The 26685-nt window shown below is 72.0% G+C and carries 26 protein-coding genes, 2 tRNA genes and 2 pseudogenes; 11 read left to right on the top strand and 19 right to left on the bottom strand.

The window, feature by feature from the left end:
- Window positions 1-50 precede the first annotated feature (50 nt).
- Both AC2A1K_RS09200 and AC2A1K_RS09195 read left to right on the top strand, forming a co-directional pair.
- Window positions 51-986 (top strand): DUF3048 domain-containing protein, encoded by a 936-nt coding sequence (locus tag AC2A1K_RS09200; protein WP_483896013.1) that lies wholly within the window; start codon window positions 51-53, stop codon window positions 984-986.
- A 29-nt stretch (window positions 987-1015) separates the two neighbouring features.
- Window positions 1016-1189 (top strand): CsbD family protein, encoded by a 174-nt coding sequence (locus AC2A1K_RS09195; protein WP_483896012.1) that lies wholly within the window; start codon window positions 1016-1018, stop codon window positions 1187-1189.
- Window positions 1190-1246: 57 nt separating this feature from the next.
- Here the strand turns inward: AC2A1K_RS09195 and AC2A1K_RS09190 are convergent, their stop codons facing one another.
- Window positions 1247-1492, bottom strand: coding sequence for a hypothetical protein (locus AC2A1K_RS09190; protein WP_483896011.1), 246 nt, complete (start codon window positions 1490-1492; stop codon window positions 1247-1249).
- Between the two features lie 271 nt (window positions 1493-1763).
- Between AC2A1K_RS09190 and AC2A1K_RS09185 the strand changes: the two genes are divergently transcribed.
- The gene (locus AC2A1K_RS09185; protein WP_483896010.1) at window positions 1764-2102 is read left to right on the top strand and encodes a hypothetical protein; all 339 of its coding nucleotides are present in this window, start codon (window positions 1764-1766) and stop codon (window positions 2100-2102) included.
- 78 nt (window positions 2103-2180) lie between these two features.
- Here AC2A1K_RS09185 and AC2A1K_RS09180 read toward each other — a convergent pair whose 3' ends face one another.
- The 5 genes and pseudogenes from AC2A1K_RS09180 to AC2A1K_RS09160 all read right to left on the bottom strand — a co-directional run bounded on the left by AC2A1K_RS09180 (window position 2181) and on the right by AC2A1K_RS09160 (window position 6196).
- Window positions 2181-2741, bottom strand: a complete 561-nt coding sequence (locus tag AC2A1K_RS09180) for a dihydrofolate reductase family protein (protein WP_483896009.1) — start codon at window positions 2739-2741, stop codon at window positions 2181-2183.
- Between the two features lie 39 nt (window positions 2742-2780).
- Window positions 2781-4265 (bottom strand): DHA2 family efflux MFS transporter permease subunit, encoded by a 1485-nt coding sequence (locus AC2A1K_RS09175; protein WP_483896008.1) that lies wholly within the window; start codon window positions 4263-4265, stop codon window positions 2781-2783.
- A gap of 7 nt (window positions 4266-4272) precedes the next feature.
- Window positions 4273-4422 (bottom strand): annotated as a pseudogene (locus AC2A1K_RS09170) (hypothetical protein); the annotation flags it as partial.
- 380 nt (window positions 4423-4802) lie between these two features.
- Window positions 4803-5507 carry a class I SAM-dependent DNA methyltransferase gene (locus AC2A1K_RS09165; RefSeq protein WP_483896007.1) on the bottom strand — a complete coding sequence of 235 codons (705 nt, stop codon included), beginning with the start codon at window positions 5505-5507 and terminating at the stop codon, window positions 4803-4805.
- A gap of 128 nt (window positions 5508-5635) precedes the next feature.
- Window positions 5636-6196: a TetR/AcrR family transcriptional regulator gene (locus AC2A1K_RS09160; protein WP_483896006.1), complete on the bottom strand. Its 561-nt coding sequence runs from the start codon at window positions 6194-6196 to the stop codon at window positions 5636-5638.
- A 62-nt stretch (window positions 6197-6258) separates the two neighbouring features.
- Between AC2A1K_RS09160 and AC2A1K_RS09155 the strand changes: the two genes are divergently transcribed.
- The gene (locus tag AC2A1K_RS09155) at window positions 6259-7191 is read left to right on the top strand and encodes a DMT family transporter (protein ID WP_483896005.1); all 933 of its coding nucleotides are present in this window, start codon (window positions 6259-6261) and stop codon (window positions 7189-7191) included.
- Window positions 7192-7272: 81 nt separating this feature from the next.
- Here AC2A1K_RS09155 and AC2A1K_RS09150 read toward each other — a convergent pair whose 3' ends face one another.
- The 5 genes from AC2A1K_RS09150 to AC2A1K_RS09130 form a co-directional block, all read right to left on the bottom strand.
- Window positions 7273-8187 carry a dihydrodipicolinate synthase family protein gene (locus AC2A1K_RS09150; RefSeq protein WP_483896004.1) on the bottom strand — a complete coding sequence of 305 codons (915 nt, stop codon included), beginning with the start codon at window positions 8185-8187 and terminating at the stop codon, window positions 7273-7275.
- Between the two features lie 181 nt (window positions 8188-8368).
- Window positions 8369-9007 carry an OmpA family protein gene (locus tag AC2A1K_RS09145; RefSeq protein ID WP_483896003.1) on the bottom strand — a complete coding sequence of 213 codons (639 nt, stop codon included), beginning with the start codon at window positions 9005-9007 and terminating at the stop codon, window positions 8369-8371.
- Between the two features lie 98 nt (window positions 9008-9105).
- A complete protein-coding gene (locus AC2A1K_RS09140; RefSeq protein WP_483896002.1) occupies window positions 9106-9513 on the bottom strand; it encodes an STAS domain-containing protein in 408 nt (135 codons plus the stop codon).
- Window positions 9510-9737 (bottom strand): hypothetical protein, encoded by a 228-nt coding sequence (locus AC2A1K_RS09135; RefSeq protein ID WP_483896001.1) that lies wholly within the window; start codon window positions 9735-9737, stop codon window positions 9510-9512. Before AC2A1K_RS09135 ends, AC2A1K_RS09140 begins: the two co-directional genes overlap by 4 nt.
- Before the next feature lie 329 nt (window positions 9738-10066).
- Entirely contained in the window at window positions 10067-11404 is a 1338-nt protein-coding gene (locus tag AC2A1K_RS09130) for an MFS transporter (protein ID WP_483896163.1), read from the bottom strand.
- Between the two features lie 162 nt (window positions 11405-11566).
- Here AC2A1K_RS09130 and AC2A1K_RS09125 point away from each other — a divergent pair, with 162 nt between their 5' ends.
- The 3 genes from AC2A1K_RS09125 (at window position 11567) to AC2A1K_RS09115 (ending at window position 16115) form a co-directional block, all read left to right on the top strand.
- Window positions 11567-12760, top strand: a complete 1194-nt coding sequence (locus AC2A1K_RS09125) for a PucR family transcriptional regulator (RefSeq protein ID WP_483896000.1) — start codon at window positions 11567-11569, stop codon at window positions 12758-12760.
- A 1934-nt stretch (window positions 12761-14694) separates the two neighbouring features.
- Window positions 14695-15420, top strand: a complete 726-nt coding sequence (locus tag AC2A1K_RS09120) for a sulfite exporter TauE/SafE family protein (RefSeq protein WP_483895999.1) — start codon at window positions 14695-14697, stop codon at window positions 15418-15420.
- A 251-nt stretch (window positions 15421-15671) separates the two neighbouring features.
- Entirely contained in the window at window positions 15672-16115 is a 444-nt protein-coding gene (locus AC2A1K_RS09115) for a hypothetical protein (RefSeq protein WP_483895998.1), read from the top strand.
- Window positions 16116-16148: 33 nt separating this feature from the next.
- Here the strand turns inward: AC2A1K_RS09115 and AC2A1K_RS09110 are convergent.
- Window positions 16149-16221 (bottom strand) — tRNA-Arg (locus tag AC2A1K_RS09110).
- Window positions 16222-16264: 43 nt separating this feature from the next.
- A tRNA-Ser gene (locus tag AC2A1K_RS09105) sits at window positions 16265-16354 on the bottom strand.
- Between the two features lie 159 nt (window positions 16355-16513).
- Between AC2A1K_RS09105 and AC2A1K_RS09100 the strand changes: the two genes are divergently transcribed.
- Entirely contained in the window at window positions 16514-17542 is a 1029-nt protein-coding gene (locus AC2A1K_RS09100) for a zinc-dependent alcohol dehydrogenase family protein (RefSeq protein WP_483895997.1), read from the top strand.
- 81 nt (window positions 17543-17623) lie between these two features.
- Here AC2A1K_RS09100 and AC2A1K_RS09095 read toward each other — a convergent pair whose 3' ends face one another.
- Entirely contained in the window at window positions 17624-19375 is a 1752-nt protein-coding gene (locus tag AC2A1K_RS09095; protein WP_483895996.1) for a phosphatidylglycerol lysyltransferase domain-containing protein, read from the bottom strand.
- Window positions 19376-19399: 24 nt separating this feature from the next.
- On the bottom strand, window positions 19400-20152 hold the full coding sequence (locus AC2A1K_RS09090) for a dienelactone hydrolase family protein (RefSeq protein WP_483895995.1): 753 nt from the start codon (window positions 20150-20152) through the stop codon (window positions 19400-19402).
- Between the two features lie 89 nt (window positions 20153-20241).
- Here AC2A1K_RS09090 and hisC point away from each other — a divergent pair, with 89 nt between their 5' ends.
- Window positions 20242-21303, top strand: coding sequence for a histidinol-phosphate transaminase (gene hisC / locus AC2A1K_RS09085; protein ID WP_483895994.1), 1062 nt, complete (start codon window positions 20242-20244; stop codon window positions 21301-21303).
- A gap of 65 nt (window positions 21304-21368) precedes the next feature.
- Here the strand turns inward: hisC and AC2A1K_RS09080 are convergent.
- Both AC2A1K_RS09080 and AC2A1K_RS09075 read right to left on the bottom strand, forming a co-directional pair.
- Window positions 21369-22331, bottom strand: a pseudogene (locus tag AC2A1K_RS09080) (acyltransferase family protein); the annotation flags it as partial.
- 64 nt (window positions 22332-22395) lie between these two features.
- A complete protein-coding gene (locus tag AC2A1K_RS09075) occupies window positions 22396-23118 on the bottom strand; it encodes a DUF1990 family protein (protein ID WP_483895993.1) in 723 nt (240 codons plus the stop codon).
- Between the two features lie 65 nt (window positions 23119-23183).
- Here AC2A1K_RS09075 and AC2A1K_RS09070 point away from each other — a divergent pair, with 65 nt between their 5' ends.
- Window positions 23184-23864, top strand: coding sequence for a DUF1990 family protein (locus tag AC2A1K_RS09070; protein WP_483895992.1), 681 nt, complete (start codon window positions 23184-23186; stop codon window positions 23862-23864).
- Between the two features lie 140 nt (window positions 23865-24004).
- Window positions 24005-24223 carry a hypothetical protein gene (locus AC2A1K_RS09065; RefSeq protein ID WP_483895991.1) on the top strand — a complete coding sequence of 73 codons (219 nt, stop codon included), beginning with the start codon at window positions 24005-24007 and terminating at the stop codon, window positions 24221-24223.
- Between the two features lie 530 nt (window positions 24224-24753).
- Here the strand turns inward: AC2A1K_RS09065 and AC2A1K_RS09060 are convergent.
- On the bottom strand, window positions 24754-24957 hold the full coding sequence (locus AC2A1K_RS09060; RefSeq protein ID WP_483895990.1) for a hypothetical protein: 204 nt from the start codon (window positions 24955-24957) through the stop codon (window positions 24754-24756).
- 1102 nt (window positions 24958-26059) lie between these two features.
- Entirely contained in the window at window positions 26060-26530 is a 471-nt protein-coding gene (locus AC2A1K_RS09055; protein WP_483895989.1) for an ester cyclase, read from the bottom strand.
- Window positions 26531-26685: the final 155 nt, after the last annotated feature.

The raw sequence follows: 26685 nt of genomic DNA, 5'->3' as shown, positions 1-26685 counted from the left end.
CGCGGGCAGAGGTCCGTGGGCCGTGAGAGCTCGGAACGGGGTGGTGGTGGGTGCCGCGAGGCCTGCTCGTCGTGCTCGCCGCGGCCGCCCTGGTCGTCGGTTGCGCCGGACCCGGGGCGCGCGCCTCGCCGCTGACCGGCACGCCCGCGCCCGCCGGCGCCCCCGTGCTGGCCGTGAAGGTCGACAACTCCCCCGCCGGGCGGCCCTGGACCGGCGTCGAGGACGCGGACGTCGTCTACGTCGAGCCCGTCGAAGGCGGCACGACCCGGCTGCTCGCCGTCTTCTCCTCGCGCCTGCCGCCGTCGGTCGGTCCGGTGCGCAGCGCCCGCGAGTCCGACGTGACCGTGCTCGGCGCCTACGGACGCCCCGGGCTCGCGTTCTCCGGCTCGGCGCCGGAGCTGGCCGGCACCCTCGCCGGCGCGTCGCTCGTGCCGCTGACCCCGGAGACCGCCGGCCCCGCGTTCCACCGCGACGGGGTCCGCCGTGCCCCGGTCAACCTGTACGCGGACCCGGCGGCACTGATCTCGGCCGCCGGCGGGGGCGTCTCCCCGCCGCGCGACATCGGCTTCCGGTTCGGCGCGACGCCGTCGGGCGGCGAGGTGGTGCGGCACCGCGACGTCACCTTCGGGTCCGCGGAGCTCGGGCTGACCTGGGACGCGGTGCGCGGCCGGTGGCTCGTCGAGCCCGGCGGGGGCGACCCGGCGGTGCCCGCCACCGGCGGCGAGCCGATCGGCGCGGCCACCGTCCTGATCCAACGGGTGACGACGCGCCCGTCGGTGATCCGGGACGCCGCGGGCGCCGTCTCGCCCTATGCCGTGACCACCGGCGAGGGCGCGGCCGAGGTCCTGCGCGACGGCCGCGTGTTCCCCGCCCGCTGGACACGCCCGACGCCGACCGACCCGACCGCGGTGCTCGGGCCGGACCGCCTGCCGGTGGCGTTCGCGCCCGGACCGGTCTGGGTGCTGCTCGTCCCGACGGACGGTTGAACCGCGGTCCCGATCGGGTAGCCGTGGGCATGGCAGCCGACGACAAGATCGACAACAAGACCGACAAGCTCAAGGGCAAGGTCAAGGAGGCCGCCGGCACGGCGCAGGGCGACGAGGAGCTGCGCCAGGAGGGCAAGACCGACCAGACCAAGGGCGACATCAAGCAGGCCGGCGAGAAGATCAAGGACGCCTTCAAGTCCTGACGAGCATCACCGCACAGGGGCGGCCCCGGGACCTTCGAGGTTCCCGGGGCCGCGCGCCTAGTACCCCCGGGACTCCCGGCGCCCGGCGAAGGCGTAGACGGGCGTGCCGTCCGCGTCGCGCCGGTCGAGCCGGTGCACCGCGAAGACGTTGACACCGGGGATGGAGCCTCCGGAGATCTCGCTGACCTGCTGGCGAGGCCCGGCCTCGACCAGCACCAGGTATTCCTCGGGCAGCGTGGCGCCCTCGACGATCGCCAGCTCGTGGTCGCCCCGACAGGGGCCGTCGGCGAGCCGGATGCGCACCGGGCTCTCCCCTCGTCTCGTCGGCCGGGGCCAGGATCATGGTGGCACGCCGCGCTCGGATGAGCGGATCGTCCGGGCCCGCTCTTTGCAGCTGTACATGCACATGCAAAGATGATCGCCGCCGGTCATGCCCCCCGTGATCGGCACCGGACCCGGTCGGTGTCCCCCCGCCGGCCGGGTCCTCCCCTCTCCGCACCGCCCCGACGGGGATTGGGTCGGTGCCGCAGCGGACACACTGTCGTCAGGGTTCCGATCGACGATGAGAGCGGACGTGCACAAGGACGAGGCGGCGGCGAGGCTCGCGCGGCAGGCGTCGGACGCGCTCGCCGACATGCTCGAGCACAGCCGCGCCCACCCGACGGGTCCCGACCGGTTCGACTGGTCCAGCGACGCCCTCGACGAGCTCGCCCGCGCCGTCGTCACCATCGGCGAGATCGTCGAACGCTGCACCGCCCGCTCGCCGGCCGCGGACGACGACCCCGAGGACATCGTCGAGGCCACCCGCGAGCTCGCCACGGTGATCGTGCGCCGCCGCAACTCCCTGCTCGCCGAGAACGCCTCGACGCGCCTGCACCGCACCCGCCTCGTCCCGGTCCGCCGCGCCGGGTGAGCTGGGACGCCCCTGCGCCCCGAAGCCGATCTCGTCGCCGTAGAGCCACCGCTGCTCGCGAGCTGCCGGCCGTGAGCGTCAGTGGACGATGTCGTACTGCAGCGCGACCATCCCGTTGCCGTAGCGGCGCTCGACGTCCAGGCGGATGTCGAGGCGCAGGCCGGGTGGCAGGATCGACAGCCCGCCGCCGATCACCACCGGGCACAGGATGAGGTGCAACCGGTCGACGACGCCGACGCGCATCGCGTGACCCGCGAGCGTCGGACCGTCCACGTAGAGGTCGGCCTCGGTCCCGCGCTTGATCTCCTCGACGTCCGCGGCCTCGAAACGGCGCTCGAGACGGGTGCGTCGGGTGTCCACCCCGGTGAGCGTGGACGAGTAGACGACCTTGTCCGCCGCCTGCCAGACCTTCGCGAACTCCGCCGACTCGGGCGACTGCGCGGCGGCCTCGGGGTCGTTCTCCCAGCCGACCATCAGCTCGTAGATCCGGCGGCCGTAGAGGTAGGTGCCGACCGTCCGCGACTCGGCGTTGATGTCGGCCAGTACCTCCTCGTCCGGCACCGCCCAGCTGAAGTCGCCGTCGGCGTCGGCCGTGTATCCGTCGAGCGAGCCGATGGCCGAGAAGATCAGACGTCCCACGAGCCGCCTCCGTCGTCCGCAAGTGATTGCATTTAAGGATCAGCCGGCGGAAGTGTCGCGGACGTCCGAGCACGCGTCAACGCGGGAGGTCGCCGGTGCCTGGCAGGACTGGTGGAGCGCGGGCAGCGGGTGCGGCTCGACGAGCGCGCCGCGGCGCACCGTGAAGAAGGCGACGACACCCCCGAGGACGCACAGGCCGGCCGCGACGAGCATCGCGCGGGCGAAGCCGGGCCCGAGGGGCTCGGTCCCGCCGGCGTCGAGACCGACGACGAGCGGGAGGACGGCGACGGCGAGCAGGCTCGCCACGCGCGAGATGGCGTTGTTGGCCCCGGAGGCGGCGCCGACGTGCTCCTCGCCCACCGACGCGAGGACGGTGGACGTGAGGGGCGCCACGGTCAGGGCCATCCCCAGGCCGAAGACCACCATGGCCGGCAGGACCGCGGTGACGTAGCCGGCGCCGGGCACGACCCGGACCAGCAGCGCGAGCCCAGCCCCGGCGACGAGGGGACCGATCGTCATCGGCCACCGGGGCCCGATCCGCTGCGCCAGCGCGCCCATCCGGCTCGAGAGCAGCAACATGATCACGGTGAACGGGAGGAACGCGAGGCCCGCGGCCAGCGCGGAGTAGTCCAGCGACTCCTGGAGCTGCAGCGCGAGCAGGAACAACGCCCCGCCGAGCCCGGTGTAGACCGCCAACGTCACCAGGTTCGTGCCGGTGAACTGCGCCGAGCGGAACAGCGACAGCGGGATCAGCGGCGCCGACGCCCGGAGCTCGATCACCGGGAACGCCCCGAGGCCGAGCACGCCGATCACGAGGGCACCGACGGTGAGCGCGCCCCAGCCGTGCACCGGCGCCTCGATGAGGCCGTAGACGACCCCGCCGAGCCCGATCGTCGCCGCGGCGGCGCCGGCGACGTCGAGCCGCCCGCTCGCCGTGGTGTCCCGGGTCTCGGGGACGTGGCGCGCGGTGACGACGAACGCCGCGGCGGCCAACGGCACGTTGATGAGGAAGATCCAGCGCCACGACGCCGCGTCCACCAGCCAGCCGCCGAGGAAGGGGCCGATCGCGGCGGCGACACCGCTCAGGCCGGCCCAGGTGCCGATCGCCCGGCCGCGGTCGTCGGCGCGGATCACCGAGTCGATCAGCGCGAGGCTGCCGGGGATCAGCAGCGCGCCCCCGACGCCCTGGGCCAGGCGGGCGAGGATCAGCGCGGTCCCGGTCGGCGCGATTCCGCAGGCCAGCGACGCGACCGTGAAGACGACCAGGCCCACGAGGAACACCCGGCGCCGGCCGTAGCGATCGCCGAGCGCGCCGCCCAGGAGCAGCAGCGCGCTGAGCGTGAGCAGGTAGCCGTCGAGGACCCACTGCAGGACGGAGAACCCGCCGCCCAGGTCGTGGCCGATCGCGGGCAGCGCCACGTTGACCACGGACCCGTCGAGGAACGCCACGCCGGACCCGAGCGCGGCGGCGACGATCAGCCACCGTCCGGTCGACGACGAGATCGGGACCGCCGGATCGCTCACCGCTCTCCTAGCCGAAGGTGAGGACGTAGGCCTCGACGCCGGGGACGAGGAAGACGATCTCGAGGACCCGGTCCGCGACCGCGCCGCGCACGCGGATCAGCTGGTGGAGCCGCGGCTCGTCCAGCACACCGCGCCCGTCGGCGTCGACATCGAGGCCGGCGGCGTCGCCAGCGGGGGGCGCCGTCGAGCAGGACGTGGAACGGGACCGACGGCCCGCGCGGCGCCATCGCCAGGTGGACGTCGCGGGCGTGGAAGCACACGACGAGGCGGCCCTCGTCGCCGTCGAGCACGCTCGCGCGCCGCTCGACGTCGCCCGCCCGCGCCACGTTGGCGGTCTCGCCCTCGAACGGGAACTCGGGGGGGTGGACGCCGATCACCACGACGCCCTCGACGGGCCGCTCCGTGATCCCCGAGTGGCTCACGTGATCACCCCCGGCGATCGGGACCGCGGTCACTTCTGCGGAACGCCGAAGAGTACGCCCGAGGTTCACTGCGGGGGAATCGTCGAGCACGGACGAGACCGGGCCCGGGATCCGGTCAGCCCGGCATCGCCCAGACCGAGACGTGTGAGGTGCTCGTGTCGGTGAACGGGGAGCGGTCCCACCATGCCCAGCGCTCCTGCAGCTGCATTCCGGCCAGCCGACCCATCAGGTCCAGCTCGGCCGGCCAGGCGTAGCGGAACGGCACCGAGCGGCGCTCACCTCTGCCGTCCGGGCCGAGAGTCACGTGGTGCGACCACATCCGTTGGGTCGATCGGTCGTACTCGTCGTAGCCGACGCCGCGCGAGTCGTGCCGGAACACGCTGAACCTCTCGTCGGGCGGCACCCGCTGCACCCCGGGCACCTCGGTCTCGATGACGAACCGCCCTCCGGGACGCAGATGGCGCGCGGCGTTGGCGAACGTGGCGACCTGGGCGTCCTGGGTCACGACGTTGCCGATCGTGTTGAACACCAGGTAGACGAGATCGAACGCGCCCGGGACCCGGGTCGAGGTGTAGTCACCGACGACAACCGGCAGGTCTTCGCACTTGGCGCGCAGTCGCGCGAGCATCGCCTCGGACAGATCGATGCCGTGCACCTCGACGCCCTGGTCACGCAACGGCAGCGCGACCCGGCCGGTGCCGATCGCGAACTCGAGGGCGAGGTCCCCGGGGGAAGCGAGACCGGCGAGGAAGCCCGACTCCAGGGCCAGGTGCCCGGAGGTGAACCGCACGTCGTCGTCGCTGTCGTAGTCATCGGCCACGGCCGGACCGAACCAATCGGGTCGCTGCACGCCCTCATGCGATCACGCCGCGGCCGCCGGGCACGACTGGTCCTGAGACTCCTGGCGTGCCCCGGGGAAAGCACCACCGGTGACGGACACTCCCGCCGTCACACGTCTCGGCGAGGGGTGAGGAGCGCCGCGGCCGCGTCGCGGCCGGTGCGTGCCGCGTGCGGGTCGGCGCCGGCAGAGTAGAGCACGATCACGCCCTCGTGCAGGGTCAGGACCTGGGCTGCCAGCTGGGCGGGATGGTCGTGGCCGGCGGCGACGGCGAGCCGCTCGAGGTGCTCGCGCAGCCAGGCCTTGTGCTCGCGGGCGATGGCGTGTGCGGGGTGCTCGGGGTCGGCGATCTCGCCGTAGGCGTTGACGAACGCGCAGCCGCGGGGGCCGTCATCGCGCATCCACGCCTCGAGGGCGTCGAAGACGCCGAGGAGCGGTTCGGCGTCGGGGTGGGTGTCGGGCCAGTCGGTGAGCCACTGGCGGTACTGCTGGTCGCGGCGGTCGAGGTAGGCCGCGATCAGGTTGTCCTTGGACCCGAACCGGTCGTAGATCGTCTTCTTGGTGATCTGGGCGGCTTCGGCGAGGGTGTCGACCCCGACCGCGTGGATGCCGCGCTCGTAGAACAGCTGTGAGGCCACGTCGAGCACCCGGGCCGCCGCGGGCGTCAGCACCGGGGTAAACCGACCTATATGGTTACTGCTAGCCATACAGGTCAGTATACTCGGGGGCTGCCGTGGTCGGAGAAGTCCACGCCGGAAGCGCTTCGGCGATCGGCCGGCTCACGCCCACCGTCCTGTCGGCGGGCTTCGTCGTGATGTGGAGCTCCGGGTTCATCGGCGGCCGCCTGGGCACGGCCACCGCCAGCACCCCGACACTGATGGTCTGGCGCTTCGTGCTCGTCGCCGCGGCCCTCGGCGTCCTCACTGCTGTGCTCCACCACCTTCGGCGCCCCGCCCGTCGGTTCACGCGCGGCGAGCTCGCCGCGCAGGCCGTCATCGGGCTGCTCGGGCAGGGCACCTACATCTGGACCACTGTCGGTGCCATCGAGCTCGGCGTCGGCGCCGGCACCACCGCGCTCGTCGCGGCACTGCAACCCATCACCGCCGGCGCCCTGGCCGGCCCGCTGCTCGGCGAACACATTCGCCGCCGGCAGTGGGCCGGTCTCGGCCTCGGCCTGATCGGCGTCGGCGTCGTCGTCGGTGCCGACCTCCTCGCCCCCGGCTCTGCCCCGTGGTGGGCCTACGTGCTCCCGTTCCTCGGCATGGCCGCCCTCGTGGCCGCCACCCTCCTCGAACGACGCACCGCCGCGGGCACGACACCCCTGCTGCCCGCCCTCACCATCCAGACCATGGCCAGCGCGATCCTGTTCGTCCTCGTCGCCCTGGTCGCCGGAGAGCTGGCCCCACCGACCGATCACCTCGCGGCATTCAGCCTGGCCGTCGGCTGGTTCATCGCTTTCTCCACCCTCGGCGCCTACGGCTTCTACTGGCTGACCCTGCGCCGCACCAGCGTCACCCGCCTGAGCAGCCTCATCTACCTCACCCCTCCCACCACCACGCTCTGGGCCTGGCTCATGTTCGGCGACCCGGTCACCAGCCAGGCGATCGTCGGCCTGGCCGTCTGTGCCCTCGCGGTCGCCCTCGTCCACTCGCACCCGCCGACGTGAGCCGCCCTCGGTGTCCCGGAGACCGTGGGTCGGGGCAGGTTCCAGGTGGCGGGGCACCGTGGAAGCGCCCCCGCGGGCTGCCTACACGGAGAGCCTCGACAGGGCTCGGGCCCGGGCGGCGAGCGCCGCCTCGGTCGAGGCCGGGGAGGCGTCGGCGAGAGGCATCCGCACGTGCGGTGTCGAGATCCGGCGATCGGCGTGCAGGACGGCCTTGAGCACCGCGGGGCTGGGCTCGGCGAACAGCGTCTGGATCAGCGGTAACAGTGCCTCGGCATGGGCGCGCCCCTCGACGACCAGCCCGTCGAGCCCCGCCTCGACCATCGCCACGAACCGGTCGGTGCACAGATGCGCCGAGGCCGTGATCGCGCCCGTGGCGCCCATCAGCGTCAGAGGAAACAGGAACGGGTCGTCACCGGCGAGGACCGCGAGCTGCTCGGAGCGGGTCCCGGCCAGCACCGCCAGGGTGTCGGAATCGATCGCGCCGACAGCCTGTTTGACCCCGGCGACGTTCTCGGTCGCGGCCAGCTCGCACAGGGCCTCCGCCCCCAGCCCGCGGCCTGTGCGGTAGGGGATGTTGTAGAGCACCACCGGCACCGGCGAACACGCCGCCACGGTCTGGAAGTGCGCGACGATCGCGGTCTCGGAGGGCCGCACGTAGTAGGGCACCACCGCCAGCGACCCCGATGCAGCCGGCACGTCGGACAGGGCCGCGTGCCGGATCAGGGTGGTGCGGGTGTCGTTCGTGCCGGCGCCGACGAGCAACTCGGCGTCCCGGTCGGTACAGACGCCACCGACCGCCTGGACCACCGCTGCGCGCTCGGCCTCCTCCAGTGACGTCGACTCGCCGGTCGTGGCGAGCGCCACCAACCCGGCTGCGCCGGCGTCGAGGTAGTCCGAAGCCAGCGTCTGCAGGGTGTCGAGGTCAACCCGATCCCGCTCGTCGAACGGGGTGATCAGCGGGACGTACACCCCGCGCAGCGTCAGCGGCCTCGCCATCACCGCACCGTAGGCCCTCGCTCGTGAGCGTCGGCGGGCGAGGGCGAGGCTGACGATCGTCGTGAGCGCCATCGCGGCTGCGCCGACCAGCGCCGCGGTCGTGTGAGCGTCATCGCCGGAAAGAGGCGGCCAGGACCCAGACCGCCGATGGCGCTGCCCCACATCACCAGCCGGACGAGACTCAGGTGAGCGTCACGTCGACCCGGCGCGCGGTGGTCGTGGTGCCGTCAGGCGCCCGTCCAGCACCGACTGCCTGAATCCGGTCCGTGGTGACGCCCTTCGCTGTCAGCGCCTCCGCGACGGTCTGGGCTCGCTGCTGAGACAAGCTCTGCGCCGTGCTCGGGCCTCCCCCGGAGGCCGGGGCCGTGTAGCCCGTGATCTTGACACCGGCTCCGCCTGCAGGCGCCAACAGTTCTCCCACCATGTCGACCGTCGACCGTCCGGAGGAAGTCAGAGTCGCAGTGTCCGCCTCGAACGTGATCGGGGCCGCCGCCAGCAGCTGGTCCAGCTGCCCCTGGAGGGCCGCGCGGTCCACCCCCGCAGCCTGGCCGCCGGCGCCCTGGCCATTCGTGTTCCCACCGGGGGGCGTCTCGGGGGCCGGCGCACCGGGCTGGCCGGCAGCACCGGGCTGGCCCTGGCCGGGAACACCCGGAACCGTGGGCAGGTTCGACGGCGCTCCCTGCGGTAGTGCGGTCGGCAGCCCGGAGGGCACCGGCGGTACTTGCGGACCGTCCGAGCACGCCCCCACGACACCGAGTGAAAGGACTCCCGCGACGGCCGACAATGCGAGCCGCGGCATCGTGCTGTTGTTCTTCACCATGTCCTCCCCTGATCACGAACGAACATCGTCGAACGGCCGATACCTCTCACCGGGAACTGTCATGAACCTCCGTTCCGCTCGTGGCCAACACCGCGGGGTCAGCCCAGATAGCGGGGTTGGACGTCGGCGAGCACCGCGTCGACGATGTCTGAATAGACGTCGAACTGGTCATCGAACCCGGCCGCGGTGAGGGCTCGTCGCACCACTCCGGAGCGAGCGAGGACCAGTCGAGGCGCCCCACCGTCGTCGTCACGATGCTGTGCGAGGTGCGTCAGTGCCCGCCCGTTGATGAACGTGGTTTCTCGCAGGTCGACCACCAGCGTCGTCGCAGGCTCGCGGCACCCGAAATGCCGGCGGCAACGATCGGTGCCGCGCAGGTCGGTGAGGGTGGACAGGAGCCGGTGGAACTGTTCGTCGTTGGCTCGGTCGATCTCACCGGTCACCGAGAGGACCAGCACCGGGCGCGGCGGACCGAACAGCGCGCGGGCGCCGAACGTCGCGCTCACAACACCTGACGCGCGTGCACCGGGCAGCGCGGATCGACGAACGCCGTCTCGCCCGAAACGTTGGCGCGGAACGCCGCGTTCGCGAGCACCGAGCAGGTGCAGCCCCGAGAAAGTGCCGTGCGCCCTCCGGGGGCGAGCGTAGGGTCGGGCACTTCCGCTGGATCGGAGCCTGCCACCTCACCGGGCGGAGCGCCGTCCTCGTGCGTATCGTGCGGATTGGTCATCGAGCCTCTCAGCTTTCTCGTCGCGGCGTCGGGAAGGGCCACAGCACGACGACGCGCTCGGCGTTCGTGGCGATTGCGGTGAATGCCTGCTCCGAACGCAGCATGGTCGGCCGACGGGTGCCGTGTCAGGGGCGGGCACCACCGCGTTCTCGGCGTCACGGTGTTCCGGGGAACACCGCACGGGGTGGGGCCCGATGTCGGTTCCTGACTCTCCCGGGAGCTCTCCTCCCGCGTCACGAGCGAGGGAGTCGGTGAGTGCCTCGGTGATGGTCACGCCGGTCTCCCCCCTTCGGCCGGGTCGGTCTCGGCGCGCTTCGCCGGCCACGCGATCACTCGGGCTCGGACGTCACACGCATCTTGCTGAGGGCGACGATGCACAGGACCGCCACGACGGACAGGACGATGAGCAGGATCGACAGGGACACGTTCGAGCCGGTCCATGCGAGGAGCAGTTCCGCGACGAGCGGGGTCGCGGCACCACCGACCACGGCGCCGAGCTGATAGCCCAGGGACGCACCGCTGTATCGGATCTCAGGCTCGAACAGCTCGCCGAAGAAGGCCGCCATGGGCCCGTACATCATCGCCAGCAAGATCAGTCCGACGGCCACCGCGGCGGTCATCCCGATGAAGGACCTGGTGTCGATGAGCCAGAACGCGGGGAACGCCCAGACCGCGGTCAGAGCCGCGCCGGCGATGTACACCGAGGAGCGGCCGATGCGGTCGGAGAGCGCTGCCCACAGCGGCAGGGCAGGCAACAGCAGGAGAGTGGCCACCGTGATGGGCAGCAGCACCGCGTCGATCGTGAGCCCGAGGGTCTTCTGACCGTACGCGGGCAGGAACACCAGATAGAGGTAGAAGACCGTGTTCACCACGATGAACGCGCCACCCGCGAGCAGAACCCGACCCCAGTGCCGTCGCAGCACCTCCAGGATCGGGGACTTGGTCACCGCCGGGCCCGCGGCGACCTTCTCCGCCGCCGCATTCTGCACGTGATGGAAGGCGCGCGTCTCCTCCAGCTTGTTCTTGGTGTAGACCACCACACCGACGAACAGAACGCTCACGATGAACGGGATTCGCCAGCCGTACGACGCGAACGCCGCCTTCCCGAGAACCAGGTACAGAAGGAAGTACCCCGAGAGGCCGAGGAGCACCCCGAGCGGTACACCCATCTGCGCGAAGGACCCGTAGAAGCCACGCTTGTGTGCCGGGGCCGACTCGGTCGCCATGAGTGCCGCGCCGCCCCACTGGCCACCGACCGCGAGGCCTTGGGCGAACCGGAGAATCGTCAGGAGGAGAGGCGCGACGATGCCGATCGTGGCGTACGTCGGAAGCACGCCGATCAGGAAGCTCGCCACCGCCATCAGGCCGAGCGCCGCGACGAACGCCTTCTTCCGACCGACCTTGTCGCCGAAGTGGCCCCACACGATGCCGCCGAGCGGACGCGCCAGGAAACCGACGCCGAAGACGCCGAACGACGCCAGGAGCGCCGCTGTCGGGTCATCTCCGGGGAAGAAGAGGCTGGGGAACACCAGCGCGGCGGCGGTACCGAACAGGAAGAAGTCGAACCACTCCACGCTCGCACCGACCAGGCTGACCGTGGCGACCTTGCGGACGTCACGTTCATCGGCCGCTACCGACACGGCTCTACTCCGCACTTCCATGGCCATCTCCTTCACGCAGGCCGCACGCCGACGGCCTGTGGCTCGATGTGTGCGCGTTCACAGCGTGGCCGCCGGCAGGGGCCGGATCAGCGGCGCGCGCGACCGCTTTTCCGGCGTCCCGGTGTTCCCGGGAACACCGCCGCGACGACCGCCGCCTACGCTGTCGCCGTGACCGATCACACGACGACCGAGCTCGACGCGATGGCCCGAGAGGTCGTCCGCAGGGCTGCCGAGGTCGTGCCGGAGGTGGCTGATCGCGTCGTGGAGAAGATGGTCACCGAGATTCCGTCCTACGCCGCGGGCGTCGCGGGAGAGAAGGGTGCGGTTCGTGAGCGTGTCTTGATCAACCTGTACGCGGCCATCGACACCCTCGGCACCCGTCGACACGACCCCACGATGGCTGCGAAGACCGGCCGCCTGCGTGCCCAGCAGGAGGCGCATCTCGCCGACGTCCTGGGCGCCTACCGCCTCGCGTTCGGCGAGCTGTGGAACGAGTTCGTGAGGGCCTCACGCAACCCGCCGGCCGTGCCCGCGGAGGCCCTGGTCGATCTGTCTTCGCGGATGTTCTTGCTCCACAACATGGAGTCCGAGGCACTCGTGCACGCCTTCCGCGACGAGGCCCACCACATCCTGCTCACCCGCGAACGAGAGCGCGCTGCCCTCATCGACGTGCTGCTCTCCGACGACGCCGGCCCCGGGACCCTGCTCGACGTGGCCCAGTCGCTGCGGCTGCCCCTCGACGGGGCGTTCCTCGTGGTCGCCGGCGACAGCGAGCTCGGCCGGGACCCGATGCCCCGCATCTCCTCCGCCCTGGCCGCGGTCGACGTCAAGTCCGTCTGGCGGCTGCAACGCGACGTCACCGTCGGCGTTCTGTGCCTCCCGGACGCCACTCACAACGACACCGCGGTAGAGCTGCTCGCGAAGCAGGCGTCCGCCCCGGTCGGAGTCAGCCCGGTCGTCGGGCGGCTCTCCCGCGCCTCGTGGGGGCTCGGCCTCGCCCGACTCGCGGTCCGCCGGGCCGGGGGAAAGCCCGTCGTGCGACAGTTCCCGAGCGACCCGCTGAACATCCTGGTCGCGGCGTCTCCGGAGTCCTCCTTGGAGACAGCACAAGTGGTGCTCGGCAGCATCCTCGATCTCCACGAGGATCAACGAGACCTGCTGCTGGAGACCCTTGACGCCTGGATCGAGGCAGGGGGCTCGGCCGACAGCACAGCCGACGCGCTCTATTGCCATCCCAACACGGTCCGCAAACGCCTCAAGCGCATCGAGCAAGCCACCGGCCGGATCCTGTCCCGCCCGGGAGACGTCGCGGAACTGGTCGCCGCAGGTCGGGCGTGGATCGAACTCAGTCCCCGCTCGTAGCCCGTTCTCGGCCGGAATCCCACGGTACAGGCCGCAACAAGGCTCCATCGTTCGCGGACGTGTCTCGCCGCTCTTCTCGTGCCGGTCGTCGGAACTGCGACGTCGCGGGCGCGGTGGGTCGATTCGGCTTGTCGACAACAAAGCCATCACCAAGCTCGCCGAGTAGGGCCCGCGGGTCGGCGTTCTGCCGCGGAAGACGTGCGGGAGACCTCAGCTCGTCGGGGTCCCACTCGGTGAGTGCAGCTCGCCGGCGCCTCGCCGCTGCCCGGCGTTCTCCTGGTCACGGTCGGCGGGGTGCCGGTGGCACCGCGCGTCGGGTCGGCCCCGGACTTCGTCCCGGGGGGATGGGGCGAAGCCCGGGGCAGGCTCGAACATCCTGTCAGTCCGGACGGTCGTGCCGATACCGGACAGCCGGTGACGAGCGGGGGTGCTCGTGGGCCGTGCGCTGGTCGGAGGAAACGGTGGGTGGGCTCGGGAGGGACGAGGGCGGGCAGGGCGGGGTGGTGGGCTGCCGGCGCCGTGTGCCCGGCCGGGTGCGCGGCGCCGGTGGCGTGGCGGGCTGACCGGCGCGCGTCGGCGCGGGACGCCGTAGCCCACGCGGACTGCGGCTCGTGCGGTGGCGCGAGACCTGCGGCAGTCAGCCCGCACCTGGTTCAGCCCGACCGGGGAGGTGTCGGGTGCGCTCGCCGGGCCCAGCCGGCCAGTGCGCTCCGTTCGGGGTGAGGTCGGCTCGGCCCACCAGCCCTCGGTGCGGGGCCCAGCCCGATCACGGCGGTGAGCGCAGCGCGGTCGTGACCGTAGAGCCGGCCCGGCTGCTGGTGGGCGGGGACGATGCCGGGCACGCCGACGCGGTCGCGCCGGAGCCAGACATCGGTGACGCCGAGCCGTTGGCATCGGCGTGGCGGCGCAGCCACTCGTCGTCGGTGATCCACGCCGACTGCAGCGAGGGCGCGACGACCGCGCCCCACCGTCGACACCTCCATCGCACTGTCCGTCCTGATCTCTGCCGGTCACGGCCCGTGGCCCGGCGGTCGTGGACGTGGCCGGCACCGTGCGCGGAAGCCGCCGACGCCGGGCGGTCAGCGATCCGTGGGGCTCTGGTGCCACACCATGACGGCAGGCCTGCCGACGGCAACCGACGGGCCAACATCGGCCCTCAGCGAGCGCACCTCCAGCCTGACGCGGCGGAACGATCGAGTGATGCTGTGAAGCCGATCGATCACCACGCTGCCCGTGAGGATGATCCGTTCGCCGCTGACCGGATCGATGCCGGCGGAGACGCGCTCCTGCCGGCGGCCCCGGAGGCGCCTGGCACTCCCGCGCAGGGGGACGCAGCGGCCTCGGTCACGGCGGCGACGTAGCGACGCTCGTGGAACGAGCCGTGGATCAGCGATCATGAACAGCGGGGCCGCAGCGTTGCTGCGACCCCGCTGAGCTGCCTCGACCGGCGCGCGCCCGAAGGAATTCGAACCCCTAACCCTTCTGATCCGTCGTAGTGCCAGGGGCGCATCCCGCGGCCGGATCAGTCTCGCGGAGGCAGGCCATGCGCCTGGTGAGTCTCGGCCTGGTTCTCGCCGTCCGTCGCTGTTGATGCAGCGATGGATGCACAGGAAGTCCCAGCCGCGCGGGAACCCGCTCTCGACCGTGTCTGACCGCTCCTAATCGCACGCCGATCGCACGGCGGCTGTCTCTGATCCTTGACAACTTCACAGCACCCCCGCGCGATGCGGCGGGGCGAGCTGCTCCGCTTGAGGTACGCCCAGGACGGCAGCGGCTCCTGAGTGCGACGAGAGATGGCGGGCGTGGCCCTCGCGCGTCAACGCCTAGGCTTTGGTCATACGGCGGTGGGGCTCGCCGAGAACTGCGCCCGCCGGGCGCCAACGGTCCCTGAACGCAAGATCGAGTAGTCGACTGCGCTCGGGAGGAGATCGTCGGTGGACGTCTGGGAGTTCGGGTTCGCGGGGCTGGCGGCGTTCGCACTCGCGGTGCTGTCGGCCGTGGCCGGTTTCGGCGGCGGCGTGGTGCTGCTCCCGGTGTTCGCCGCGGTGCTCGGGTTACGAGTCGCCGTTCCGGTCCTGACCTTGACGCAGCTCGCCTCGAACGGGTCACGCGTGTGGCTCAACCGCCGAAGCCTCGACTGGATGCTGATCGGCTGGTTCTGCCTGGGAGCGGTGCCGTTGGCTGTCCTCGGCGCGATTGTCTTCGCCGGTGCTCCACTCACCGCCCTGACTCGCGTACTCGGAGTGTTCTTGCTGGTCATGGTCGTGTGGCGGCGCTGGCGCCCGAGCCCGGCGCCGCTGGCGGACCGAGGATTCGTTGCTGTCGGTGCGGCTTCAGGGTTGGGCTCGGCCCTCCTCGGCACTGTCGGTCCCCTGACCGCGCCGTTCTTCCTCGCCAAGGGCCTGCGTCGTGCCAGCTACATCGGCACCGAAGCGGCCTGCGCTCTCGCTATGCACCTCACCAAGACCGCCGCCTACGGCGCGATCGCCCTTCTCGACGGTCGGGTCTTCCTGCTCGGCCTCGTCCTGGCGCTACCAACGATCGTTGGCACCTGGGTCGGAAAGAAGATCGTCGACCACGTCAGCGACCGAGTGTTCGTGCTGTGGGTAGAGGTCGGACTGGTGGTCGCGGCGGTGATCTTCTTGACCGGCCTGGCCTGAATTGCCTGCGATCCGCGCCTTGACCGGCGAGTAGGTCAACCCAGCACCGCCGCTGTAAGCCGGAGCGCGTCCAGGGGTCGAGAGCGACCAGGACGAACGGGCTGACCCTGGCGCTGACCTGGGTGTTGACCCTCTGGTGGTTCTGGTCGTCTCCGGGCCCGTCGATAGCCACTGTGCCCCAGACGTGCCCCAGGACGCGATCTCGGCGCACCTTCCGAGGGGCGAAAACCGCTCGCCCCGGCCTCGTACGCGTGCACGATCCCGGACAGCCGGATCGGGTGGCTACAGCCGGCGGCATCGGCCACGTGGCCCACGCCATCACCGAGACCCGGTTCACCACCACCGCGGTGGCCGGCTACCTCGCCAAGTACGCCACCAAGGCCACCGAACTCGCCGGGCACACCTCACATCGCGTGGCCCACGGCGCCGAGCGCGCGAGGGCCGACGAGCGGTGGGTGGACTCCGGACTGATCTTCACGACGGCCCACGGGACGCCGGTCGAACCACGGACGGTCAACCGCACGTCCCGAACGCTGAGCGACTCCGCCGGCCTCCGTCCGGTGCGGGTCCACGACCTACGACATGGCGCGGTCTCGCTGCTGCTGGCGCTCGGCGTACCGCCTCGCCACGGTGATGTGATGTACGAACTGATGCAGTGGTGGCCTCAGACGCAAAGACAGCGGGGGCACCGCTGACGCGATACCCCCGCTGAGCTGCCTCGACCGGCGCGCGCCCGAAGGGATTCGAACCCCTAACCTTCTGATCCGTAGTCAGATGCTCTATCCGTTGAGCTACGGGCGCAGTATCTCGTTGTGAAGCCTCGGACCTGCCCGGACCGCGGCCGCGGAGGCTCCGGGATTTGAACCCGGGAGGGAGCCGAACTCCCAACCGCATTAGCAGTGCGGCGCCATAGACCAGACTAGGCGAAGCCTCCCGAGGTCCCCCTGGGGCCTCCGTCGGGAAACAGTACACAACGCCGGCGAGCCGGGTCCCGGCCACCCCCGCCTCCCCGTGACGTGTGCACGTCGACGCATAGGCGCCCCGGGGCGACGGGTAGTCCACAACCGAACCCGCCACGAGGAGGACACCCGCCGTGAAGGCGACCCTGATCTATGGAGCCGGCGACATCCGCGTCGAGGACGTGCCGGACCCGACGCTGCAGACCTCCACCGACGCGGTCGTGCGCATCACCCACGCGTGCATCTGCGGCAGCGACCTCTGGCCCTACAAGAGCCGCGAGCAGACCGAGCAGGGCGACCGCATCGGCCACGAGTTCATCGGCGTGGTCGAGGAGACCGGCTCGGACGTCGACCGCGTCCAGAAGGGCGACCTCGTCGTCGCCCCGTTCTTCTACGCCGACGGCACCTGCGAGTACTGCCGGGCCGGCCTCACCAGCGCCTGCCCGAACGGCAACGCCTGGGGCGCGGAGACCGACGGCGGGCAGGGCGAGGCCGCCCGCGTGCCGTTCGCGGACGCGGTGCTGATGAAGCTCACGGTGCCGCCCGACTCGGCGCTCATGCCGAGCCTGCTGACGCTGTCCGACGTGTTCGGCACCGGTCACCACGCTGCGGTGTCGGCGCAGGTCGGGCCGGGCAAGGACGTCGCGGTGATCGGTGACGGCGCCGTCGGGCTGCTCGCCGTCCTGGCCGCCAAGCGTCTCGGCGCCGAGCGGATCGTGCTCATGGGCCGGCACAAGGACCGCACCGACCTCGGCCGCGAGTTCGGCGCCACCGACGTCGTGTCCGAGCGCGGCGAGGAGGGCGAGCAGAAGGTCCGGGATCTGCTCGGTGACGGCGTGCACTCCGCGATCGAGGCCGTGGGCTACGAGCAGTCGTTGACCTCGGCGATCAACCTCACCAAGCCCGGCGGCCACGTCGGCATCGTCGGCGTGCCGCAGAGCGGCGAGCTGCCGAACCTGGCGCAGAAGTTCTTCAAGAACGTCACCGTCGCCGGCGGGATCGCGCCGACCCAGGCGAACATGTACGAGCTGCTGCCCGACGTGCTCGACGGCCAGATCGAGCCGGGCAAGGTGTTCGACCGCGAGATCCCGCTCGCCGAGACCCCTGAGGGCTACCGCGCGATGAACGACCGCGACGCCCTCAAGGTGCTCGTGCGGCCCTGAGCCCTCGGTCCGTCGTGACACGAACGTCGCTCTCGTTGCTTCCGAAGCAGCGAGAGCGACGTTCGTTCCTCATGGGCGCGCCTAGGTTCGGCGCAGGAACCGCAACAAGGCCGGGGGGCGGCCGCCGTACCCCTCCGCCTCGAAGGCGGCGACGGCGATGCGGGGCAGGTCGCGCACGGCGTCGAAGACGAGGTATCGCGGCACCCAGGCCGGTCCGAACCGCGCGTTGAATCGATAGAGCGTCTCGATCTGCCACCACCGCGACGCCGTGCGCAGCAGGCGCGCCCAGAGCCGCGCCACCGGTCCCGCGCCGATCTTCTCGCCGCGTTCCAGCGCCGAACGGAACACCGCGAAGTTCAGCGACACCCGGTCGACGCCGAGGCCGCGGCAGGCGCCGAGGAGATCCGCGATGAGCAGCTCGTTGAGCCCGTTGTCGGGCACCGCGGGGTCGCGGATCATGAGGTCCAGCGACAGCCCGTCCGCACCCCACGGCACGAACTGCAGCAGGCCGCGCACCTGCGCCTCGGCCGTGGCGACGACCAGCACGCCCTCGGGGTCCGACTCGCCGTCCGCGACCCGCGACAACGCCATCGAGAACCCACGCTCGGCCGGCCCGCCTCGCCAGCGCGCCACCAGCTCCCGCAACGACGCCAGCTCCTCGGCGGGCACGTCGCGCATGCGCCGCACGGCGGTCGCGTAGCCCGCCCGCTGGACCCGCGAGACGGCCTGGCGCACGGTGCGCATGGAGCGGCCCTGCAGCGAGAAGGTGGCGACGTCGACGACCGCCTCGTCACCCAGCTCCAGCGCGTCCAGCCCGCCCTCGCGCAGCCACACCCGCGCGCCGGACTCCGAGCAGCCGAGCACCGCGGGCACCCATCCGTAGCGGCGGCACTCGCCGAGGAACTCGGTGATCGCCCCGGGCCAGGCCTCGAGGTCGCCGAGCGGGTCGCCCGACGCCAGCGCCACCCCGGCCACGACCCGGTAGGCCACCGCGGCCTTGCCCGACGGCGAGAACACCACCGACTTGTCCCGGCGCAGCGCGAAGTACCCGAGGGAGTCGGCGCGGCCGTGGCGGGTGAGCAGCTCGCGGATCCGGGCGCCCTCGTCGTCGGTCAACGTCGGGCGGGGCTCCGCGGAGCGCAGCAGGAAGTAGCCGCCGAGCACGAGCGCGGCGACGCCGAAGGACAGGCCGAGGACGGCCGTGAGGTCGTCGAACCACCCGACCCGGAACTGCACGGGTCCGCTCACACCGACCAGCGAGAGGAGCGCCTGGACGAGCTTGTCCTCCACGCTCGGACTCCCCGCCAGCAGCGACGGGCGGACGAGCAGCAGCAGGAAGACGGTGACGAGGCCGCCGAGCAGCATCTGGATCACGACGCGCACGGCGGCCAGGCGTCCGACGGGATCGGGGAGGGCGGTGAACTCGTGGCGCGTCAGCAGCAGGCCGACGAGCAGCACCGCGACCACGATCGTCGGCACCAGGGCGTGGCGCCCGACGACGTGCGAGACGATCAGCAGCACGCACGCCACGACGGCGAGCTGCCACGCCCGCCGTTTTCGCCGCCGCAGACCGGTGGCCAGCATCATCAGCCCGACGCCGAGGGTCGCGACGACGACCGCGCCGACCAGCGTGGCCTCGGGCGGCAACCCGAACCACGTCGCCGGCTGCAGCCGCCGGCGCAGCAGGGGCGTGAGGAGCGAGAGGACGGTCAGCAGGCCGGCGACCCGCGCCGCCCACGTCAGCACCCGGGCGACCCGGCGGCCCCGGAACCGGACGAAGCGACCCTCGACGGCGGCCGTCGTGGGGCGATCCGTCCGGACCCCCGCGGTCATGTCTCCTCCGGCTGCGTCCGCGCGTCAGCGCAGATGAGTATCCAACCAGTTGAGTACCCTGCTCCGCGCCTCCATCCGCGTCGCCTCGTCGGAGTTCCCCTCGTCCAGGGGATCCGGCTGGTCGGCGGCGCGCTCGTCGGCGTCGAAGCGGTGCTCGCGCGAGGGGTAGACGACGACGTCGACGACCCGGCCCGAGGCGTGGGCGGCCTCGCGGAGACGGTCGACCTCGGCGGGGTCGACGGGGTCGCCGCGCTCGCCGTAGAGCCCGAGCCAGGGGCAGGTCAGCTCGCCGACGACGTCGACCAGCGCCGGCAGACCCGCCGACAGCGACTTCGAGACGCCCGCCGCCGACACCGTCACGACGGCGCCCAGGGAGCGCTGCGCCGCGACGACGAGGGCGGCGGTGGCGCCGAGGTCGAAGCCGACGACGCCCATACGGTCGGACCTGATGCCGCGGTCGGCGAGCATCCCGAACGCGGCGTCGGAGTCCGCGAGCACCGACTCACCGGAGATCTTCGCGACGGCCCGGTCGACGGCCTCCGCGTCGCCGGTCTGCTCGTCGATGCCGGGGTCGTCACGGTGGTAGAGGTGGGGGGCGACCGCGAGCCATCCCTCGCCCGCGAGGGCCTGGACGATCGCCTGGGTGCGGGACGTGACCCCCCGCGACTCGTGCAGGACCACCACGCCACCGCGCACCGCTCCGTCCGGCTCGGCGATCGTCACCCGCAGCTGGGTCTCGTCGACCAGAGGGATGGTCTCGGTGTGGGTCCCCGTCATGTGTTCAGCCTTCCACGTCGGGACGCCGACGCGCCCGGCGCCCGGGCTGTCACGGCCGTCGGGACGAGGCACGATACCGGGCGTTTACCGTGGTGGCCGTGCCCGTGCGCCTCCGTGACGACCTCGCCGCCCTCCCCACCTACGTCGCCGGCCGCACCGTGCCGGGGGCCGTGAAGCTCGCGAGCAACGAGATGCCGCTGCCGCCCCTGCCCGCGGTGCTCTCCGCGATCCACCGCGCCGTCGAGGCGGGCAACCGTTACCCCGACATCGCCGTGACGACGCTCACGGCGCGTCTGGCCGAGCACCACGGCGTCGACCCGTCGCGCATCGCCGTCGGCACCGGATCGGTGGCCCTGTGCGGGCAGCTCGTGCAGTCGGTCTGCGCGCCCGGCGACGAGGTCGTCTTCGCCTGGCGGTCGTTCGAGGCCTACCCGATCGTCGCGCTCGCGGGGCACGCGCGGGCCGTGCGGGTGCCGCTGACCGCGGGCCACGTCCACGACCTCGGCGCGATGGCCGACGCGATCACCGAGCGGACGCGCCTGGTGTTCGTCTGCAACCCGAACAACCCGACCGGCACCGCCGTCGACGAGGCCACGCTGCGCGCCTTCCTCGACCGCGTCCCGGACGACGTCCTCGTCGTGCTCGACGAGGCCTACCGCGAGTTCGTCTCCGACCCTGCCGTGCCCGACGGGCTCGCGCTCGCCGAGGAGTACGACAACATCTGCGTGCTCCGGACCTTCTCGAAGGCCCACCGCCTCGCCGGGCTGCGCGTGGGCTACGCCGTCGGGCCGGCCGAGCTCGCGGCCGCGCTGCGCGGTGTGGCGGTGCCGTTCGGGGTGTCGTCGGCCGCGCAGGCCGGGGCGCTCACCGCGCTCGACCACCTCGACGAGCTGCTCGCCGACTGCGCCGGCGCGGTCTCCGAGGTCGCCCGGATGACCTCCGAGCTGCGCGCGACGGGGTACGAGGTACCGCCGTCGCAGACCAACTTCGTGTGGCTGCCCCTGGGCGAGCGCTCGCTGGAGTTCGCCGAGCACGCGCTGGAGAACAAGGTCGTCGTGCGCGCGTTCGCCGGCGACGGCGTCCGGGTCAGCGCCGGCACGCCCGAGGAGGTCGACCTCTTCCTGGCGGCGGCGGGATCGTTCAGCCGCTGATCCTGGGAGGGCCGCCGCACCAGCCACCGGTGCGCCGGACGCTCGACCAGCGTCGTCAGCACCCACCCCAGCAGCACCGCCACGGCCACGACCGCGACCAGCCGCGGCCAGCCGTCGATCCCGAAACGGTGCAGCAGGCCCCAGGCGACGAAGTAGCCGATCTGCTGGTTCATCAGGTAGATGCCGTAGGAGATGCCGGCCAGCCACGTGATCACCCGCGGCAGCCGGCCGATCCGCAGCACACTCCAGTCGCGGCCGGCCGCCGCGGCGGCGATCCCCAGCACGGCGACCGCCAGGACGAGCACCGAGGGTAGGTCCGGGGTGTGCAGGTTCTCGGCGGCCAGGCCCGCGAGCACCAGCGCGACGAGGTGGGCGACGTGGATGCGCCCGCGGGACCACAGCCACACCGCGAGCCCGATCCCGAACATCTGCCAGCGGAACATGACGAGGCCGTGGAACGCCTTGCTCAGCACGCCGTCGGCCTCGCCCAGCAGCAGGATCAGGGCCGGGGTGACGATGATCCCCCAGGCGAGCGCGGGCAGCGCCGCGCTCCGCCGCCAGAACCCCTGGCCCAGCCACGCGGCGGCCACGGCGGCCAGGGTGAACATCGCCAGCTGGGCCGGCAGCGTCCAGTAGGAGTGGTCGATGTAGGTGACGCCCGAGTCCCAGCCCTGCACCAGCAGGAGGTTGCCGATGAGGTCGACGCCGCTGGGTTGCCAGTAGCCGTACTGCGACGCGAAGAGCGTCAGCAGGTACGTCACGAGGACGGCGACCGCGTACGCGGGTAGCAGCCGGGCGAGGCGGTCGACCCACCAGCGGCCCGGCGGGCGGGTCGCGAGCGTGCGGCACACGAAGTACGCCGAGAGCACCATCAGCGTGTTGGCACCGGCCTGGATCGGCCACACGAACGGCATCCGGGGCATCCACGGCATGACGCCGATGACGGAGTACGTGGCGTGCTGGAGGACCACGCTGGCGACCGCGACGACGCGGACGACGTCCCAGCTCAGCTGCCGTGTTCCGGTCACAGCGCGCGGACGCTAGGTACCCATCCTGTGAGGACGCTGTGACGAGGCCACGGCGGGCCTGAACTCACCGGCCGTCCAGCTCACGCGCCGGTACCCGACGGGTGACCTCCCGCACGTGCCCCTCCCGGCGGCCCTCCACCAGGCTCACGGCCCCGAGGCAGAACTGCACCCAGAGGCCCGCCTGGACCTCCCGTCCGACGCCCAGGCGCCCGTAGAGGAGCTCGGCCGCGCGGTCCCCCGCACGGGACCACACCTCGATCGTGAAGTCGACGACCCCCTCCCCCGCGTCGGCGGTGCGGAACTCGATCTCGCCGGCCTCCAGGTGGCCGTCGAGCGTGCCGAAGCGGAACGACGTCTCGGTGCGGGCCAGCACGCGCACCGGCCCGTCCCACGGCGCCGGCATGTAGACGCGGTACTCGTCGCCGACCAGCATCCGCCCGGGCTCGCCGCGCTCGCGCGCGAACGTCACGACGTGCGGCGGGGCGCCACGGTCGAGGTCGCGGGACAGGATTCCGACGAGGTCGGCGGCGTCGCGCCGCGCGGCGACGGCCCGGACCGTGAAGCGCCGGTGGAACAGCGGACCGTGACCCTGCGCGATCGTCTTGGTGCGCTCGTCGACCAGCGCCGACGGCCAGGGGGCGGGGAGGTCGGTGCCGTCGCCGTCCTCGTGTCGGCGGTCGAGGACCCGCAGGCTCCGCAGGTGCCGCCCCGCCATGATCAGCGCGCCCCAACCGCGGCGGAGGCGTCCGAGCGGCGGGCGACGGGTGACGGGTGGACGTGGCGACATGGTGAAGCGGGTAGCCGCCCGGCGATGACAGCATGCCCATCGTCCCGTCGATCGAGAGGCACCGCGTGAGGTTCACGGCCCACCCCGACCCGGAGGGCTTTCTGCGCGACATGGCCGCGTACGGGATCAACTACGACCCCGCGCAGACCGAGGGACGCGGCTGGCACCACGACCGCGTGCGCCACCTGCTCGGCGACGAGGAGCCGGGCGAGCCCCTGCCCGACGGCCCGTTCGAGCAGGCCTCCCGGATGGTGCACGACTACGAGTTCGCCGACCCGTCGATCATGCGCGCCTACTTCCACGGCGACGCCCCGCTCGTCGGGCGGGACATGCTGCTCGAGGGCCGCTTCCTGGTGCTCCGCTTCCCGATGGGCGTGCGGGTGGACGCCGAGGTGGACGAGGTCCGCGAGCGCGCCGACCGCACCCGCGAGCGCTCCTGGGGCTGGAGCTACCGCACCCTCGAGCACCACCTGGAGCGCGGGCGGCTGCTCTACGAGGTGGTGAAGAACCTCGACACGGGCCGCGTCGAGTTCGTCATCACCGGCGTCTCCAGCCGCGCCCGCATCCCGAACCCGATCGTCGCGATGGGCTTCGGGGTGTTCGGCCGCTGGACCCAGACCCGCTTCTACCGCGCCGCGGGCAAGCGCCTGGCCCGCCTCGTGGCCGAGGTGACCGCCGGCCAGCGGAAGCGCCCGGAGCCGCGACGGATCGGTCCCGGCGACATCGTGGTGGCGCCCACGGGCTGACCGCACTGCCCCGCTGATCCACCGGCTGGGGGAGAGACGGCTCGCCCTCGCGTCGGGTGGAGCGGACCGCCACGGTGTCGCGACCGGTGTCGTGACCCCGGGCAGCGGGCACTCCCCTCCATCCCGGCACGGAGGCGCGCATGTCCCCAGACGACGGTGACGAGGCCCAGCTCGGCGAGGCGGTCGACGACGCCATGAAGAAGGAGGTGTGGCGCACGCTCGCGCCGCAGTTCCAGCACCTCGCCTTCGAGAGTCGCCGCGTCCAGCCCCCGCGCGACCGCACCGAGATCGACGACATCCTCGACAGCATCCGGGAGCAGAACACCGACCCGGACGACGAGGACGGGCGCCCGGAGTAGGGCCCGGCCTCAGGCCGCCTCGGCGAGCCCGCGCAGCAGCCGGGCGTTCCCGCCACCGCTGTCCGTATTCCTGACTGCTCCGCACGCGCCTTTCATCGGCCGCGTGGAGCACGATTCACACCGGCACTTCCGGCTGTTCGGCGTGGAGCGGGCGATCGGGCTCGACGGATGGGACGTCCGTCGCACCGGTGCGGTACGCCGCATTGGCGAGCACCGAACACCGGCAGCCCAACCGCACCGCATTCTGCGATCCCGGGGGTGGGTCGCCCCGGCCTCGCAGTCCGCCACTCGGATCTCCACGGACGACCGGATACCTGCAGGATCGAGGTGAGAGGTGAGGGGCGCGCACCGACGGGCGCACGCCCCTCCCAGCCCCGACAGCCGACTGTTCTGTCAATCAGACCGAACAGGGCCAGTGCGATGCTCCACCCGACGATTCGGCGAGGTCAACGGACCGCTCCTGAATCCGACGACGAATGCGCAGCGCACGGACGAGTAGCGATCCCCTTGTTCGCGGGACGCACGTCGCGTCAGCGCTTCGCGTCCTCGCCCCGCATCTCCCCGAGGATATCGTCGACGACGACCGCGACCGGCTGGTCGAGCACACACGCCTCGTCCATGACCAGGCAGTACGCATCGTGGGCGCTGACGCCGTGGCGGGCCATGAGAAGGCCCGCGGCCTCGTCGATGCGGTGAGGTTCCGCCGTCGACCTGCTCGAGGAATCTCCGGTCACGGTGTGTTCCCCTCCAGGTCGGTCACGGCACCGGCCATGTCGTCAGGTCGTCGGACGGACCGGCCCGAGAACTCCGGCCCGCGGTCGCGCTCCCGTGCGGCGAAGTCCGTGACCACCGCGACGCCGGCGGCCGGCGCCGGTGCGCGAACGGCCTGCGCCGGTGCCCGGTCGAGCTCGTACTGCCGGGCATGGAGGGTCCCGACGACGCGATCGTGCAGATCGGCGTGGGGTGACGCAGGTGCGCGAGAGTGTCGGCGGTCATGGCGTGACCGTCTCCGTCCGCCGGGAGTGGTGGAGTGCGGCGTTACGGGCGCGCGCGTCCGGGGCAGAAGCGAGGCGACATGCGCTGCGTTCTGCCCCTCGCCGTGGCCCGGCGATCGAGGACGCACATGAAGAGACGATCTGTCGAGGCGCCGATCCCGATTCTCCGTGCGCCCCACCGAGGAAGGATGTGGACCGCTGGCGAACGTTCTGTCCGTACAGCGATGGCTTACTGTGCTCCGCCCACGGCACTCCGGTCAAGCGTTCGGGGACGCTGCCGCCGTTGCCCCCGTCGACGCGCGCAGGCGCCCCGCGACCCCGCGCGAGACGCGCGCGTCGCACCGGCCTGCGCGGTGACCACCTCGATCGTCGTCTCGACGGCGAGCTCGTACGGCCGGTCCGTCTCGATCACCGCCCGCGTGGCGGTCATCACCGGTCGCCGACACCGTCCGGTCGTTCCCCGCACGCGGACGCGCCGGGTTCTGCTTCCAGGCGGCGCGGGCTCTGCGACCCGTTGCCTCCGCCGCCGGCAGCCGACCATCCGTGATCCGCGGGACGGCACCCGCGCTGTCACCCGTCGCAGGGCTCAGCCCAGCCTGTGCGCCGTCGCCCGCGGCTGGTCGGGACACTCCCCTCCCGGCGACGGCTGTCCATCGAACCCCTGTGCGAGGACTTGGTTCAAGGCCCTTCTTGAGCATCTGGCGATCTTGTCCGCCGCATGGCTCTCGAACGGCGAGAACGCACGTCCTCGGCGTTCTGCGGCACCGAGGTTCCGTGGTGGTTCCGCAGCCCGTACGGCTCGGCCGCGGCGAATGCCGGTTATCGGCTGCGACTCGGACACTCAGGCCTTCGCTTCTCGCTGCGCCTGGCGTCGGGCCAGAACCATCTTGACCATGTAGCCGGGCGTCGGCGGGAGCCAGCCGAGCTGGCGGCTCATCGCGAGATCGTCGCGGTTCGCCCAGTGCTCGGCGATCTTGCCGCCTTCCATGCGGAACCAGTGTGTCTGTGGGGTCGAGAAGGACCGACCACGCGACGGGAAGACCGCGCGGACCGCACCCTCCGGCCCGTACGCCGTCGCGGTTCCGGTCTGCCGCCCACTCATCGTGGTGTAGAGGACGACCAGGGCGCCGTCCTGCACCGCATCGTGGACTTCCCACCGCATGTCGGAGAAGGCGCCCCTGAGCCGCTCTGCGGAGCGGTGCAGCCCCTCGGGGCCGCGGAGGGGCGGGTGCTCGTCTGCTTCACGGTCGAGCGCGTCCGCGGTGTAGACCTCGGCGAAGTCTTCGACCGTGCCCGTGGCCATCAGCTCCATGGACCGGATGCACGTGGCCTTGTCGCCTGTCGGCTCTGCGCTCGTGGTACTCATCTGAGGCTCCCGCGTCGGTACGAGAACTCCAGAGTGCCCCAGCCTCGGTTGCGGGAGAAGAGTCCCGGAAAGCATTCGGCGATGGCCAAGCGCTACCGGCA

Source organism: Actinomycetospora sp. 2LY8.5, from assembly GCF_057180585.1.
The sequence above is the reverse complement of the archived record's forward strand: the minus strand, read 5'-3'. Positions and strand labels throughout refer to the sequence as shown.